This is a genomic window from Alkaliflexus imshenetskii DSM 15055, assembly GCF_000517065.1.
Lineage (GTDB): Bacteria > Bacteroidota > Bacteroidia > Bacteroidales > Marinilabiliaceae > Alkaliflexus > Alkaliflexus imshenetskii.
The window spans coordinates 3,910,069-3,926,458 of sequence record NZ_KI912105.1; the positions used below are offsets into that span (position 1 = coordinate 3,910,069).

At 43.8% G+C, this 16,390-nt stretch carries 11 protein-coding genes; 5 read left to right on the forward strand and 6 right to left on the reverse strand.

Annotated elements, in window-relative coordinates; translation table 11 throughout:
* Positions 1 to 70 precede the first annotated feature (70 nt).
* From ALKIM_RS0116230 to ALKIM_RS0116240, 3 genes are all read left to right on the forward strand, one after another.
* Positions 71 to 1,486, forward strand: coding sequence for a MiaB/RimO family radical SAM methylthiotransferase (locus ALKIM_RS0116230; protein WP_026475565.1), 1,416 nt, complete (start codon positions 71 to 73; stop codon positions 1,484 to 1,486).
* Positions 1,487 to 1,564: 78 nt separating this feature from the next.
* A complete protein-coding gene (gene mtaB / locus ALKIM_RS18930) occupies positions 1,565 to 2,818 on the forward strand; it encodes a tRNA (N(6)-L-threonylcarbamoyladenosine(37)-C(2))-methylthiotransferase MtaB (RefSeq protein ID WP_044118031.1) in 1,254 nt (417 codons plus the stop codon).
* Positions 2,819 to 3,155: 337 nt separating this feature from the next.
* Positions 3,156 to 3,926, forward strand: coding sequence for an MBL fold metallo-hydrolase (locus tag ALKIM_RS0116240; protein ID WP_235714440.1), 771 nt, complete (start codon positions 3,156 to 3,158; stop codon positions 3,924 to 3,926).
* An 11-nt stretch (positions 3,927 to 3,937) separates the two neighbouring features.
* Here ALKIM_RS0116240 and ALKIM_RS0116245 read toward each other — a convergent pair whose 3' ends face one another.
* Entirely contained in the window at positions 3,938 to 4,480 is a 543-nt protein-coding gene (locus tag ALKIM_RS0116245; protein WP_218916726.1) for a cupin domain-containing protein, read from the reverse strand.
* Positions 4,481 to 4,650: 170 nt separating this feature from the next.
* Between ALKIM_RS0116245 and ALKIM_RS0116250 the strand changes: the two genes are divergently transcribed.
* Both ALKIM_RS0116250 and ALKIM_RS0116255 read left to right on the forward strand, forming a co-directional pair.
* A complete protein-coding gene (locus tag ALKIM_RS0116250) occupies positions 4,651 to 7,008 on the forward strand; it encodes a type IA DNA topoisomerase (protein ID WP_026475568.1) in 2,358 nt (785 codons plus the stop codon).
* A gap of 75 nt (positions 7,009 to 7,083) precedes the next feature.
* Entirely contained in the window at positions 7,084 to 7,587 is a 504-nt protein-coding gene (locus tag ALKIM_RS0116255) for a GNAT family N-acetyltransferase (RefSeq protein ID WP_026475569.1), read from the forward strand.
* Positions 7,588 to 8,141: 554 nt separating this feature from the next.
* Here ALKIM_RS0116255 and ALKIM_RS0116260 read toward each other — a convergent pair.
* The 5 genes from ALKIM_RS0116260 to ALKIM_RS0116280 all read right to left on the reverse strand — a co-directional run bounded on the left by ALKIM_RS0116260 (position 8,142) and on the right by ALKIM_RS0116280 (position 16,063).
* A complete protein-coding gene (locus tag ALKIM_RS0116260; RefSeq protein WP_235714441.1) occupies positions 8,142 to 10,370 on the reverse strand; it encodes a glycoside hydrolase family 3 C-terminal domain-containing protein in 2,229 nt (742 codons plus the stop codon).
* A gap of 54 nt (positions 10,371 to 10,424) precedes the next feature.
* The gene (locus tag ALKIM_RS0116265; protein WP_052345612.1) at positions 10,425 to 11,849 is read right to left on the reverse strand and encodes a glycoside hydrolase family 140 protein; all 1,425 of its coding nucleotides are present in this window, start codon (positions 11,847 to 11,849) and stop codon (positions 10,425 to 10,427) included.
* 472 nt (positions 11,850 to 12,321) lie between these two features.
* Positions 12,322 to 13,227, reverse strand: coding sequence for a ribokinase (gene rbsK, locus ALKIM_RS0116270; protein WP_026475572.1), 906 nt, complete (start codon positions 13,225 to 13,227; stop codon positions 12,322 to 12,324).
* Positions 13,228 to 13,954: 727 nt separating this feature from the next.
* The gene (locus ALKIM_RS0116275) at positions 13,955 to 14,869 is read right to left on the reverse strand and encodes an L-rhamnose/proton symporter RhaT (RefSeq protein WP_235714442.1); all 915 of its coding nucleotides are present in this window, start codon (positions 14,867 to 14,869) and stop codon (positions 13,955 to 13,957) included.
* A 162-nt stretch (positions 14,870 to 15,031) separates the two neighbouring features.
* Positions 15,032 to 16,063: a LacI family DNA-binding transcriptional regulator gene (locus tag ALKIM_RS0116280; protein ID WP_026475574.1), complete on the reverse strand. Its 1,032-nt coding sequence runs from the start codon at positions 16,061 to 16,063 to the stop codon at positions 15,032 to 15,034.
* Positions 16,064 to 16,390 lie beyond the last annotated feature (327 nt).

Sequence of the window (16,390 nt, forward strand, 5' to 3'; positions counted from 1 at the left end):
AAATAATTAATAATTAGGGTGATGGTTATTTTGCTTTGCGATTTTGCGTCTCTGCGTTAAAAAAAGGATTATGAAGTACCATTTAGTGATATTGGGTTGTCAGATGAACCAGGCCGATGCGGAGCGTGTGCAGGCGGTAATGGCAAAGATGGGATATGCGGCCACCGAAACAGAGGAGGAGGCCAACGTGATTGGGATTATTGCCTGTTCGGTAAGGCAAAAGGCCATCGATAAAGTCTATTCCAAAATTGCCAAATGGAACAAGTGGAAAAACAAACGCAACCTGATAACCTTTGTGTCGGGATGTATTTTGCCCGATGACCACCAGAAATTCCTGAAGCTGTTCGACCTGGTGTTCGACATGAAGGAGCTGGCATCGTTTCCGGCCATGCTGAGCCAATATGGAGTTACCACACCGGTATCCAATTTTAGCCGCTTGCACGACGAGGAGTTGGTGGAAATAGCCGCACCGGCATCGGTGGCCGATAAACTCAATTTTGCAGGTGCAAAACCGGTATCCAAAGTGGCTGCTGCCCCACAAACATGGGAGGTGGAGCCCATCTACAACAGTAATTTTGAGGCGTTTATTCCTATTCAGAATGGCTGCAACAAGTTCTGTACGTTTTGTGCCGTACCATATACACGTGGCCGTGAGGTAAGTCGTTCATCGGCCGATATCATCGAAGAAGCCCGTCAGTTGGTTGAAAAAGGGTACAAAAGCATCACGCTGCTGGGGCAGAATGTGAATTCTTATGGGCTTGACAAAAAAGGGGAGGAGCTGTCGTTTGCGCAGCTGCTGGATGCGTTAGGCCAGATGGCCGATGATTCGGGTCGTGACGTGTGGATATACTTCACATCGCCCCACCCGCGCGATATGACCCGCGATGTCATTGAAACCATCGCCAAATACCGTTCGTTGGCCAAGCAGATTCATTTGCCGGTGCAGTCGGGCGACGACAAGGTGCTGATACGCATGAACCGCAAGCACAGCATGGAGCGCTACCGCGAGGTGGTGGGCTGGATTCGGGAGCTCATTCCTTCGGCCACACTGTTTACCGATGTCATCGTAGGCTTTACCGGCGAAACGGAGGAGCAGTTTGAACAAACCCGTGCTGCCGTGCGTGAATTTAGGTACAACATGGCCTATATTGCCATGTATTCGCCACGTCCGGGTGCAGCTTCATTTGCCTGGCAGGACGATGTGCCGCATGCGGTTAAAAAGGAGCGTTACGCCGTGCTTACAGGCGATTTGGAGAAAGTAGCCTTTGAACATACGCGCAAATTGAAGGATGAGACCGTGCGACTGCTGGTGCGTGGTAAAGACAAAAAAGATGGCTACCTGAGTGGCCATACCGAAGGAAAAATCATCGTGCGTTTCCCATCAGATGATGAAAGTCTGATAGGCTCATTCGTGGATGTACGTATTGAATCGGTGCGTCCGTTCAGCGCCGAAGGGGAGTTGGTAACACGTGAGGTTGAAGCTTAGTAAATAGAAATAACGCAAAGACACGAAGAACCAGAGTTTTATCTTGGCGTCTTTGCGTCTCTGCGTTTAAACGAAATTATGAAAGTAGCATTTAAAACATTGGGTTGCCGTTTGAACCAGTACGAGACCGATGCCCTTGCGGCACAGTTTTCGGGTAATGGTTACGAGGTGTCGGAACAGGAGGAAGGAGCCGATGTGGTTGTGGTAAACACCTGTACGGTGACCAACCAGAGCAACCAGAAATCAAGATACGTGATAAGTCACGCGGGGCGCATCAATCCCGGAGCCAAAATGGTGATTACCGGCTGTATGGCCGAGAGCCATGCCGAACAATTGCAAAAGAAGTTCCCCGAAGCCACCGTTATCAACAACAAAGGCAAAAGTGGCATATTCCATAGTGTGGATTCGCTGATTAAAACCGGCAATGCCGATTTGTCGGACAAGGACTTTGATTTGTTCAGCTACCAGTCGTTTACCGAGATGTTTCATACCCGCAGTCTGATTAAAATTCAGGATGGGTGCGACAATTTCTGTACGTTTTGTATCATTCCCTTTGTACGTGGGCGTGCCATTAGCCGACCGGTGGAGCAGGTTTTGCAAAATATACGTGAAGTGGTGGCCAAAGGTGCCAGGGAGATTGTGCTCACCGGAGTTAACATCAGTCGTTACGAGAGCGATGGCGTTAAATTTTCCGGTTTGGTAGATAAAATCCTGAATCTGGAAGGCGATTTCAGGGTGCGCATCTCATCCATTGAACCCGACCGATTTGACGACCATTTTTTCACCCTCATTGGACATCCCAAGTTGGCGCCACACCTTCATTTGTGCCTGCAGAGCGGCTCAGAGCGCATTCTTCTGCAAATGCGACGCATGTACACCGTGAAAGATTTTATGGAGATTGTGGACAGGGTGAGGGCCGTAGACCCAAAATTTAATTTTACCACCGATGTGATTGTTGGGTTTCCCGGCGAGACAGAAGAGGAGTTTGAAGAGACTATGGCAGTAGCTAGAAAAGTGGGCTTTGGTCACATGCACATCTTCAAGTATTCGGTGCGTCAAAATACCCGTGCGCAGCGCATGGCCGACCACATCCCCGACAAAGTAAAAACTGAGCGCAGTAAGCGCATGCATGCCCTCGCCGAAGAGCTGACCGCTAATTACCGTGCACCATTCGACAATACTGAGCAGCGCATCCTGGTTGAAAAATGGAGTGATGGTGTGGCATCGGGCTACAACGATTACTTTGTGCCGATGCAATTCACTTCAGTCAATAAAAAGCGCAACCGTTTTGAAGTGGTACAGGCTCGGGTGAAGGATTTTGAAGAGGCTTGATTGCAATCATCCGATGACTCGAAGTCATCGGATGATTAACAAAAACATCTATATTAAGAGGCTGTTTAATTTATACTACATCTGCTTTGAAGATTTTCAGATGTTAGATATTTAGACCGATAGACATGATTAAACAGAAAATAAGATCAATCTAATCGTCTTTCTCAACTACTCTATCTGTCTAAAATCTACAATTCTTCGCGTCTATAACATGTTTAATAAATTAAGTTTAAGCAGTTAAGTCATCGGATGAATAATCAAAAAATCCCTTAAATTCCTATCTTTGTATTAGTAAAATCTGCGTTTAATCCAAATCCAACCAACCTCAAGCTAAAAAGTGACCTCTAAAATTACCTTTCTGGGAACAGGTACTTCTTTAGGAGTGCCCATGATTGCCTGCCAATGCCCCATTTGTCACTCTTCCGACAAAAAGGACAAACGGCTGCGTTCATCGGTTTTGATTGAAATAGAGGGCAGAAACATCCTGATTGATGCAGGGCCTGACTTTCGATGGCAAATGTTGCGTAGCAAAACGCTTCACCTGGATGGTATTCTCATTACCCACGAGCATAAAGACCACACTGCCGGACTGGATGATGTGCGGGCATTTAACTGGCTCAACAACACCCCGTGCCATGTTTATGCCGAGGAACGTGTGCTTAAAAGTCTGCGCCAGGAGTTTGCCTACGCATTCTCCGAATCAAAGTATCCGGGACTGCCAGAAGTGATTCTGAATGAAATAGATGACCATCCATTCGCCATCGAAGGCATTCAAATCATACCCATCCGTGTGATGCATCACCGTCTGCCGGTTTTTGGTTTCAGAATCGGGGATTTCACCTATATCACCGATGCCAATTACATCCCCAAAGAGGAGTATTATAAGATTTATGGCAGTAAAGTGTTGGTTATTAACGGTTTGAGACCAGAGCCGCATATTTCGCATTTTTCATTGCCACAGGCACTTGAGATGATAGAAGTACTTAAACCTGAGCGGGCTTACATTACACACATCAGCCACCAGCTTGGCTTTCACCGCACAGTGAATGACAGCCTGCCACCCGGTGTGGAATTGGCTTATGATGGATTGCAGATTGAAATTCGCTAATCGATTCACCATTAATGCTCGTGGGTATGAGCAGCTTTGGCCTCTTCGTAGCTCTTGTTAACCGTGCCCTTTGGATGCTCCGGAGGGCCATACAGCGTATAGAGTTTCAAATCGTTTGTACCGGTATTTTTTATCTGGTGCCAATATCCTGCCGGAATCAGAATGGCCCAATCGTCCTCTACTTCCTGACGCCAGGTGAGGTTTCCGGCCTCTTTGCCCATCAAAACCAGTGCTTTTCCCTCTTCAATACGGATAAACTGGTCGTGGCTGTCGTGAATCTCCAGGTCAATTTCTTCTCCAGGCTTCAATGTCATAAATACAAGTTGCATAAACTGGCCGGTCCAGTTGGCTGAGCGATAGCTCTCGTTGGCAAGGGTGGCAGCTTCAATGTCAAATGCCCAAGGTTGTTGACCCATATCCACATTAAAATCGATGGTGCTGATGATTTTTTCCGCAGCATCGGCAGATGATTCTTGCGTGGATGGGGTGGTTTGGCAGGAGATTAGCAAAATAACTGCCAGAAAAAATGAAAACGTAAGAAGATAGTTTTTCATAACGAAGGAATTAAAAAGTTTTAGTGCATATAAGTTCGTGAATTAATTCCGGAAATAAAAGTCGGTGATTATGGTGGCTCGTTGGCAAATTGCCCGAGAAGATTTTATCCGTCCGGTTTCCCGTCATTTTAGTTATCTTCGTGCAACAAATCCCAAAATGCATTGAATCAATGAAGGTCTGCATCGCCGAAAAACCGAGTGTCGCCAAAGAAATAGCCCAGGTTCTGGGTGCTAAATCGCGTAAGGATGGATATTTTGAAGGAAATGGCTATCAGATAACGTGGACATTCGGCCATCTTTGCACCTTGAAGGAGCCACACGATTATCTGCCCGACTGGAAGCGGTGGACGCTTGGTTCGTTGCCCATCATTCCATCACGTTTTGGCATTAAACTGATTGACGACCAAGGGGTGATTAAGCAGTTTCGCGTGATAGAGCAGTTGGTGAAGCAGGCTGAAATAGTGATAAACTGTGGTGATGCCGGACAGGAGGGTGAAATTATTCAGCGGTGGGTGCTTCAAAAAGCAGGATGCAGTTGTCCGGTTAAACGGCTATGGATCTCTTCACTTACCGAAGAGGCGATACGTGAGGGCTTTGAGAAATTGCATGAGGGGAGTGAATTTGACTTGTTATATGCTGCCGGCAGTTCACGTGCCATTGGCGACTGGCTCCTTGGAATCAATGCCACGCGGCTTTATACTGTTAAGTATGGACAGCAAGGTCAGGTGCTCTCCATCGGACGGGTGCAAACACCCACACTGGCGCTCATTGTGGAGCGACAAAAAGAGATTGACAATTTTGTGCCGCAACCATACTGGGAACTTAAAACGGTATACAAGGATGTCACTTTTAATAATAGCGAAGGGCGATTTCACGATAAGGAGTCGGCTGAAAAAGCCATCGAGTCCATCAGGGGAAAAGAGTTTGAAATCACTGATTTTGGACGCAAGAAGGGGAGTGAATCCGCCCCACGCCTTTTTGACCTTACTTCGCTTCAGGTGGAGTGCAATCGCAAGTTTGGCTTCTCGGCCGATGAGACGCTGAAAACCATTCAGCTGCTCTATGAGAAGAAGCTGACAACCTACCCGCGTGTGGATACCACCTTTTTGAGCAACGACATGTACCCCAAGGTGCCCGGTATACTCAAAGGTCTGAAACCTTACGAAGCGCTCACAGCACCCATCCTAGAAAAGAAGATACCCAAGTCAAAAAAGGTGTTTGACGATACCAAAGTGACAGACCACCACGCCATCATACCCACCGGGCAAAACCCATCGTCCTCACTCAGCAGAGACGAGAAGCTGGTTTTTGACATGGTGGCACGGCGCTTCATTGCGGCATTCTATCCCGATAGCATCATCAATACCACCACTGTGGAGGGGCGGGTAGAGCAAGTGTCATTTAAAGCCACCGGCAAGCAGATTGTGGAAGAGGGCTGGCGCGTGGTGTTTAACAGTGGTTCGCAACAGAAGGGAGAGGACAACATACTGCCCGAATTTACCAAGGGCGAGCGGGGCCCTCATGCACCTGACCTTCAGGAGAAAGAGACCCAGCCGCCCAAGCCCTATACTGAAGCCACGCTACTGCGCGCCATGGAAACGGCGGGCAAACAGGTGGACGATGAGGAGCTTCGCGATGTGATGAAAGAGAACGGCATCGGACGGCCATCCACCAGGGCAGCCATCATCGAGACGCTCTTTAAGCGCAAATACATCACCAAAAACCGAAAATCTCTGGCACCTACCGTCACCGGCATGCAGCTTATCGACACCATACGCACCGACCTCATTAAATCGGCCGAACTGACAGGACGGTGGGAGAAGAAGCTGCGTGACATAGAAGCGGGCTCTTACGACCCGGCAGTGTTCATGAATGAACTAAAGCAGATGGTCTCCGACATTGTGCATACCGTGCGGCGTGAACCAACCATCCGGCTCATAGAAGTGGTTGAGGAGGAGAAGCCTGCATCAAAAAGCAACAGTAAGACGGCTGATACGCCTTCTGAATCTGCCAGGTGTCCGCGTTGTGGCGAAGGCCAGATGATAAAAGGTAAAAAAGCCTGGGGATGCAGTCGATACAGTGCCGGCTGCCAAACGCTTGTGCCTTTTGAGTTTTTGGGTAAAAAATTGACCGATAATCAGATTGATGCGCTGCTGAAAAAGGGTAAAACACCTGTCATAAAAGGTTTTGAAATGGATGGGCAAAAAGTGGACGGTTTTGTTTCACTCGATGACAATTACCAACTGAGGCTCGAGAAAGAGGAACAACCCGAATGGATGTGCCCCAAATGCAAAGAAGGACGTATGATAAAAGGGCGAAAAGCGTATGGTTGTGAGCGTTTTAATCAAGGCTGCAAGGTGCTGGTTCCATTCGATTTTATGGGCAAAACCCTCACCGACAAGCAGATTGGCGACCTCATTCTGAAAGGAAAAACCAGTGTGCTGAAAGGCTTTAAAGATGCCAATGGCAATGAATTGAGCGGCAAACTGGTATTTAACGAAAGTTTTGCAGTGATTCTGGAGGCGTAAATTGCAGTGATATTGCGCGGAGAACAACTATAAGCAAAAATCAACAAAGAGATTAACATATTAAACAAATTGTCAATGCACATCCAATTAATGCCAATAAATATCATCGACAAAGAGACCGTTCTGAGTTTATTTAAAGAGGCTGCAGAAAAGATTTCAAGAATGGAGATAGACCACTGGCAATATTGGAAGAATCCGCCCAAATCAAAAGTGGAATGGGTAGAAGAGGGCATCCGTAACAACGAGTTTTTCTTTATTAAGAACGAAATGGACGATTTGGTGGGGATGGTGCGTATTTTAAAGGAAGACCTGATGTATTGGGGCCAACAAAAGGAAGAGGCGTTATACGTTCACTCATTGGTGGTTAGAGATGCCTATAATGGAAATGGCATAGGAAGAATCGTTTTGGAAATGGTAGGAGAAGAAGCCAAACGTCTGAATCGTAAATTTCTACGACTGGATGCCGATTCCAGAAACCCAAAGTTGTGTGCCTATTATGAAAATATGGGATTTCATAAAGTCGGCACCAAGGCGCTATCTTTATCTGTGAACAATTTGTATGAGAAGTCGGTGAAGTAGGGTTAACTCTGCTCAACGGAGTGGCAAACTCCGTCCGGCTTGAGATGCATTTGGGCAAAATTGGCCATGGGAGTTAGTTTTAAGCGATTAAAAGTATCTAGCAAAAACACTTTCTTATTGCATTTCTTATTGTATATTTAAAAATAAGCCACACTTATTAAGTACTCTCCCGATAAACCGCAATTTGACGCAAAAAGCCATCGCTGGCGAAAAATGACTAAAATTGCGTTTGTATGCCTAAACCCCGCGAATAATTTGTATCACGTGCTTCGCGGGCTTCTTAACGGATTAGTATTCCTAAAGCAATTAAGGGCTTCACTTTGAGTGAAACCCTTAATGCAAGTGTGATATAAACCACGGATTACTTACCCCACTTTACAACCATGGAAAACTGCACACAATGTTACTGATCTGGTGCGATAACCTTGCACGGAAACGAATTAAGCCCAATTATTGGGATTTTAAATGTTTTTCAGCGGCTCTGGTTATAATTTAAACTACACAAACTGAAAGTAGTTTGTTTTAAGTTAATTGGCTATAAACTAAACAATCTCTTAATTATTGACTTTTAGAGTCATTATAGCTGACAGCGGTTCTGCAATACCAAGCTGAGTGCTACGCTCAACCGGACTTGATCCACCAATAGAAACTTTAAATTTACCTGGCTCAATGGCTTTTGAACCATTGTCAAATACAGTTTCAAAATTGTTTGCTGCAATGTCAAATTCAACCTGTACAGTTTTACCTGCATCAATGCTAATGCGTTTAAAACCAATGAGTGATTGAAAAGGCACTCTCTGCTTTGAATTGAGGTTACTTAGGTAAAGTTGCACCACTTCATCTGCTTTTCGGTTTCCTGTGTTGGTAATTGATACCTTTACCTTGGCGTTTTGGTTCAAGTTCATTTCAATTGGTTCAACCACTAAATTATGATATTTGAATTGGGTGTAGTAGAGTCCAAAGCCAAAAGGGTACAGGAAGTCGTAGGTGGCGTAACGATAGGTGCGGTCAACCATTGAGTAGTCATGATAGTCGGGTAATTGATCTACAGATTTTGGGAATGATATTGGTAAACGTCCTGATGGACTTTCTTTACCAAAGATAATATCAGCCACTGCCTGGCCACCTTGTTCGCCAGGATACCATGCCAACAGAATGGCATCAGCCGCTTCTTCAGCTTCAGCCAAAATAACCGGGCTGCCTGCGGTTAATACCAATACAAGTGGTTTGTCCGACTGAGCTCTTAATGTTGTGATAAAATCAATTTGCGATTGAGGAAGTTTTAAGTCAAATCGGTCTCCTTTGGTTTCCGAAAGCAATGATTCGCCTTCTTCGCCTTCCAGTAAACCTGAGATACCTACAACAACAATATTGGCATCCATGTTCCCAAATTCAGAAAAAGCATAATTCAGAGGGTTTTTGGTGGGTTGGTCAATTAAGCATCCCTGACGGTATTGCAGCATGGTACCTGGGTTTACTACATTGGCAACCCCTTCGAGCATGGTAATCAGGTTTTTGCTTATACCATGGTAATTACCCAATAACACTTCGGCATTGGTTGCCATTGGGCCTGAGACGCCGATTTTTTTGATGTTGGGACTAAGGGGCAAGGTGTTGTTCCGGTTTTTTAAAAGTACAATAGACTTTAAAGCCGACTGGTAGGCTAATTTTTGATGTTGCTCACAATTTAACACATTGGGTTTGATGTTGTCATATGGGCCTTTACCATATGGGTCGAGCAAGCCCAGCCTGAAACGGACTGTAAGCAGGGTTGCCAAAGCCGAATCGATATCTTCTTCGCTTACAAGATTTTGCTCTACTGCTGATTTTAGAGACTCGCGGTATACAATTCCGCAATTAAGGTTCACGGTATTGTTCAGTGCAAGGGCAGCCGACTCAGTAGCATTGGCCGTAACTTTATGGGTTTCATGAAAATCGATAAGAGCCCAGCAATCTGAAACTAAATACCCTTTAAAGCCCCAATCGTTTCGCAGGATGTCTTTTAACAAATAGGGGCTTCCACAGCATGGACTGTTATAGGTCCGGTTGTAGGCGCACATAACCCCGGCCACATTGGATTGGGTAACTAACGCTTCGAATGCGGGAAGGTAGGTTTCGATAAAGTCTTTTATGGGGGGCTCGGCATTAAAAACATGACGTAGTTCTTCCGGACCCGAGTGTACCACATAGTGTTTGGCGCAGGCTGCGGCTTTTAAATAATCGGGGTTGCTGCCTTGTAAGCCATTCACGAAGGCTTTGCCTAATTCCGCAGTTAAGAAGGGGTCTTCGCCAAAGGTTTCCTGTCCACGGCCCCAGCGGGGATCACGAAAAATATTGATATTTGGCGACCAATAGGTCAGCCCCATATATTGCCCTGTATTATCAAGTGCCCTGGCGGCATTGTACTTGGCACGTCCCTCGGTGGCAATCACATCGGCAATGGTATGGATAAGTTGTGGATCGAATGTTGCAGCGAGTCCAATGGGCTGTGGGAATACGGTGGCCATTCCTGCACGAGCCACACCGTGTAAAGCCTCGTTCCACCAGTTGTATTCGGGTATTCCTAGACGCTCAATAGCTACCGAATGGTAATCAAGCATTGAAATCTTTTCATCAATGGTGAGTTGCAAAATCAAATCGATTACACGCTCATCGATTGATAAATTAGTGTCCCAGAACTTGTGGCTTGTAGGTGCATTTATCTGCTCTCGGCATGACATTATACAAAGCACAAGAACTATTAAAAAAACTGGTGTTTTAATAGGTTGCAGTTTCGTTGGCATATTAAAGAATTTTTATTAATGTGATTTATATAAAAGTAATCGGTATATTTCATTTTAATGTTCAATGATTAGCAACCAATCGTTATTGGTGCCACTTGATGGGGCTGTAAAATAAGCAGTTCCTTTATTGCGCAGTTTTTTTACAGGGAAATAATTGCCGCTCCGAGGGTCGTACCAACGTGCAGAAAATTGTTTGCCAAAGTTTGAAACATCAACATTAACCTTTTGTCCTACCGATAGATAGACTAATGCAAACGAATTATCGCAGGCATAGGCTGCCCGGACATGAGTGCTATCGTGCGGATTATCACCTAAGACCAGATGCTGCGCCGGCACAAGCTTTTCAAATGGGTATTGTTCAAATACCTTGCGCAAATGCGCCATTTGAAAGGCTCCTTCAAGATGAAGTGCATCTCGCCAGTCAGATAAAGCAGGAATGGCAAAGCTTCCTTTTTTTTCGAACATTTGCCAAATTGCATTGGTGCCATAAGTATAGCCACAAGCACCCGATAAGAAATTCCAATAGGCATGCACACGGATATCGTGAGCCGTGAAAAAGCCACGCTTAAAATGACTTTTGTCAACTATAATATAGTCATCGTTAAGCACATTTTGTGGAACTCGTAAAGGGCTGCTCCAGTCAACGTAATTCCAAAATTCAAGGGCAATTTCTTCGTAGGCAGGTTCGCCATCTATGAAGGGTTTGCGAGGCTCAATGCCCAACAGGGTTTCGGCATAATGGTAAACCTGCATGTAACGGTTCGAATGGCCACTCTGGTAAATATTAAAATCGAGCCAAGGTTCGTTGTGCAGCACTTCGTGCGATGAAGAAGCGCCACGCGGATGGTAGCTGATGAGATGATTTCCTTCATCTCCCTTACGCAGGCCATTAGCCATGGCTCTCCACACTTCTAATTCATAGTCATTTAATATATTTCTGTCGCCACCCAAGATCCAAATAATCGGGCTATCCTTGTAACGATTTCCTAAGAACTTTCCAAATAAAAAAGCATTATCAGGGTTGAAAATTACAGGTTCTCCACCGTTTGCATCGGTTACTTTATCGCCCCAGGAAGGGAGCATTCCCACAACGAGTCCTAATTTTGCCGCCTGATTCACAATAAAATCAACATGTTCAAAGTAGGCTTCGTTCGGACGCATGGGGTCTCGATCGATCAATGGCAAATAACCATAGGCGTTTGGTTCGCTTAAGCCCGACATTTCGGCAAGTACCACAGCCTGTATAATTGTAAATCCTTTATTTGCCCGGTCTTCGAGGTACATATTTGCATCCTCACGGTTCAAACGGTGAAACAATTCCCAAGCTGTATCGCCAAGCCATAAGAAAGGTTTTCCATCAGCATGTTGTAAATATTTACCGCAAGGACTTGTCAGGATAAACTTTGCCGCCGATAGAACATTAACAGATAGACAAAGAACTAATGCCATTAGAAATACCGAAGGTCTTTTATTCTTCATAGTTAATTATTGTATTGAAGTCTAAATCAAAAAGTCCATTTTTACTGATGTTTAAGGCTGCCTAAGTTCATTCTTTAAGCTCCAAATCGAGCAATATCTGACAGTCATGCAATTTTGGTGGGCTGTTGCCACCATTTTATTTCGTTTTCGGTATCGGGCATATCTATCGACCAGATAGATCGTTGCCATGAACAAATAAGCCGAAGGGGAATCATACACTATTTCAAAGGGTTCCCGTTGTAACCTATTGCTCAGGCCAACAGACATTCCTCACTGGCCATTAGACAGCAATTCTTTGCTCCCCTAAATATTTCAACGATTGAGCTTTTCCCCTTTTCACATAACGTCCTTTATTGCCGGAATTGTACTATAAGAACTCAACTCCAAGTCTGGTTGTCTTCAAGGGTTGCAAAGCGGTTTTTCATTTGCGTTCTCATTCTCAGAGATTGTGACCCAACTTCTAATATTCATGTCAGAATTCGGCTAGTTCATTTGCATAAGGTATGGAAGGCTGCGCTCCCATTCTGGTAACTGAAATGGCAGCTGCTTTATTGGCCTTTTTTATTGCTTCGGGCAAGTTCTTGTTTTTTGCCCATTCAACTACCAGATAGCCGTTAAACGTATCCCCGGCACCAGTCGTGTCAACTGCCTGTACTTTAATGCCTTTAACCATACCATGACTTATTCCGTCAATGAAGTAAGCGCCTTTGCTACCCATAGTAACAATTACTGATTCTACGCCTTGATTCTGAATTTCGGAAGCAGATTCCATTTCACTACAAGCAAAGGATAAGTGTCCCGAAATCAATTTGGCTTCGTGCTCATTAGGAGTAATCAAGGTTAGCATAGACATGATTTCTTTATCGATTATCCTCGCCGGAGCCGGATTTAAAACAACTGGAATATTAGCCTGATTTGCCAACCGCGTCACGTAATTTACTGTTTCAAGAGGGATTTCCAGTTGCATAAGCACTATTTCGGAGGAGAGAATCACATCTCTGAACTCTTCCATCTTTTCAGGAGTTAAATGGGCATTTGCACCTGGCGCGACTGCAATGCTGTTCTCACCAGAATCGGCCACATTTATTAAAGCAACTCCTGTTGATGTACCATCAATTTTTTGTATGCACGAAGTGTTTATGCCGTCTTTTTGATAAGCCTCAATGGCTTGTTGTCCAAAAGCATCGTTGCCCACACAGGTTATAAAAGTAACATCCCCACCGGCACGAGCTGCCGCGACAGCCTGGTTGGCACCTTTGCCGCCCTGTACAATCAAAAAGTCATTCCCAAGAATGGTTTCACCAGGTCTTGGAATTGATCGCACGCGGCATATCATGTCGGTATTTGAACTACCGATAACGGTTATTTTTGGTTTCATTCGAACAAATCTTTTTTATTTAGAATTATTTTAAAAATGACAGCAACTATTTCTTTCTAAGCTCGTGCAAATTGATATCAAGCCGGCATCTCAGAAAGTCTCTATACTCCAAATTATTGTGACAAGGATTTGAATTGCCAAATTTCCCACTGAACTTCCACAGTGCGTAACTAATTCCACTATTTGTAGGGATATCCGGATATTGGAAATCCATACAAGAGAAACATCATGGGTGGGTATGGAAACATAATTCTCGTATTTAGCATAAACTTTAGCCTTACTAACAATACGTTCCTGTTATTTCAACAGCGACGCCTTGATGTATTACAAAACCTTAGCAATAGTATTGCTCCCTTCTAAATCCTGTAACCATATAGGAACCATATTAAGGTTGAGCAGCTCCTCAACTATCTGGTCTAATCTCGTTCTATCAAAACTTAGCCAACTGATTCCCGCCCCTCTTTTTTTGCATTTTTATATCCATCGATAAAATCCTACATCCATTGAATGCCATTTCTCATTAAGCAACTCATAGTGTTGGAATTGATTGGGCTTCGGTCCAGAGCCGGTTGAGCATGAAAAGATATGGACAAACTATGGTTTGCCCTTGGTCACTCCATCGGTGGTCACAATTGCACAAAGCTTTTCATTTCCAAAACACAATCCGTATAAAGAAATCAGCACAACACAATACGGAAGAACTAAGCCAGTATGGCATTTCAATGGTTTAATACAACCTTGAAAGAATAATCAGCGCAAGCCCAACAAAGAACAACATAAACATGGCAGTTAGCAGACCTTTCACTCCCTTGGCATCTTTAAATTCCTTCCAAATAAATACGCCCCAAAGAGCTGCTACCAAAGTTGCACCCTGGCCCAAACCATATGAAATGGCAAATCCTGCCTGTTCGGAAGCAATAATATTGAAAGTCATACCCAAACTCCAGATTGCACCACCAAAAATTCCAATCAGGTGTAGTTTGGGAGTCCCCAGTTTAAAGTAATCAGCATAGAAAACTTTCTCGCCTGCCAGAGGTTTGTACATAAAAATCGTGTTCCATACAAAGTTAGAAACTAGCAAGCCAAGCGAAAATACTACTGATGCAGAATAAGGTGTAAGTTTTCCTGCTTCGGGATTCGCAAAATCCCCTACCATTGAGGCAGCAACAAATCGGTAGAAAAAACCCATTAAGAATCCCGCCAACAAGGAAATGAGAATCCCTTTTGTGGTTGATTTGCCTGTAGATGTTGGTAATTTACGATAGGCAAAAGCATCCACGACAATCGCTGCAGTTACCAATCCGACTCCAACAAAAAGGATTAGGGGGTTGCCAAGAGGGGTGGCGATGAAATTAACGACTACACCAATTACAAGCGCCAAACCAATCCCAATTGGAAATGCAACAGCCATGCCAGCAATAGCTATTGCAGCAACTAGCAGGATATTCGCGATATTAAACACCGCACCACCCAAAAAGGCAGAAAAAAGAGAGTTTGAATCCGCCTGGGATAAATCGGCTATGAAACCACGACCCTCAATGCCAAGGCTACCCATCGTGAAGGCGAGCAGCAACGATAACAACAAGACGCCAATTGAGTAATCCCAGTAAAAAAGTTGAAAGGCCCATTTTTTAGAGGCCATTTTTTGGGTATTAGCCCACGATCCCCAGCATAGCATAGTAATTACTGTGAGCACTACAGCCCATGCATATGAATGAATTATTACCATAATTAAATAATATTTGAATGGTTATTAATACTTGCTCAAACGTTTGTGCAATTTACAAAAAAAAACAAAACGCGATCAGTAATTTATTTTTTTTATTGAATCTCGTATGTTGATCCTGGTAGGTATTATTTTCGAAATTTTCATATTTTCTTTACCATTTGAATCAAATTGTTCAAACAGAGAATCAACTGCAAGTTTTGCAATCTCGGTTTTATTTTGTTCTATTGTGGTCATTGGCGGATTGAGGTATGCTGAATAAATTTGCTCGTCGAATGAAATCAGCGAAAGATTCTCAGGTATGGATACTTTTAATTCGGATGCTGCCTGCAAAACACCAAACGATATGCGATTATTCATGGCTAAAATTGCCGTAGGTTTGTTATATTTTTGGGTGAGAAGTTGTTTTGAATTGATGTATCCGTTTTCAATGGTAAAACTCGAACCTAAGACTCTGATCTCATTAGATAGACCATATTTTCTCATGGCTTCGGTATATCCTCTGACCCGATCGTTGTTTGTCTGACTATCCGTTAACCCTTGGACACATGCAATATTTTGATGTCCATTTTTAATTAAAAGTTCAATTGCATTATAAGCTCCCATATAATTATCGGATGAAACCGAGGGAAGATCTATCCCGGGTGCTATGCGGTCAACGAGTACAAGCGGGATACCTCTTTTATATATTTTCTGAAGATGGGAAAATTCCAACCCAACCGGAGCTACAATCAATCCATCGACTTTCCGATTCTCGAAACGTTCTACCATTTGCAACTCTACAGAGTGATCCTCGTTGCTGTCACCAATCAAAATTAAATAACCTCTGTTTCGGCAAACTTTTTCAATTTGTTTGATTATGTCAGCGAAAAACGGATTGGAAATATCCGGAGCTATCACACCAATTGTTTCGCTTTTATCCAGTTTGAGACCACGAGCAAATTGATTAGGAGCATAATGATACCTTTCGGCTGCATCCCGAACCTTTTTCTCTGTTTCTTCCTTGATACGATACTCTTTGGCTTTATTGTTTAATACACGTGAAACAGTTGTTATTGAAAGACCAAGAAGGGAAGCAAGTTCTTTAATTGAGATATTTGATTTGCTCATATTTTAATCTTATAACTGTGCTAAACAAAAGTAATGCATGTTTTTTGTATTGCCAGTCAATATTGTCATTTTCTGGTTGCTTATAATATTACTTTGGTGGAGCCATCTTAAAAGTGAGTCCATTTACTTTAAAACGGCTTTGTTTATTTGAAACAAAAATAATTAACTGTTAGGCAGTTCAGTGACTGCCCACATAAGAATTTGAATTGATGTCAAAGGTTTGAACCGTAAATTTTTACGACTGGATGCCGATTCCAGAAACCCAAAGTTGTGTGCCTATTATGAAAATATGGGATTTCATAAAGTCGGAACAAAAATACTGCCTTT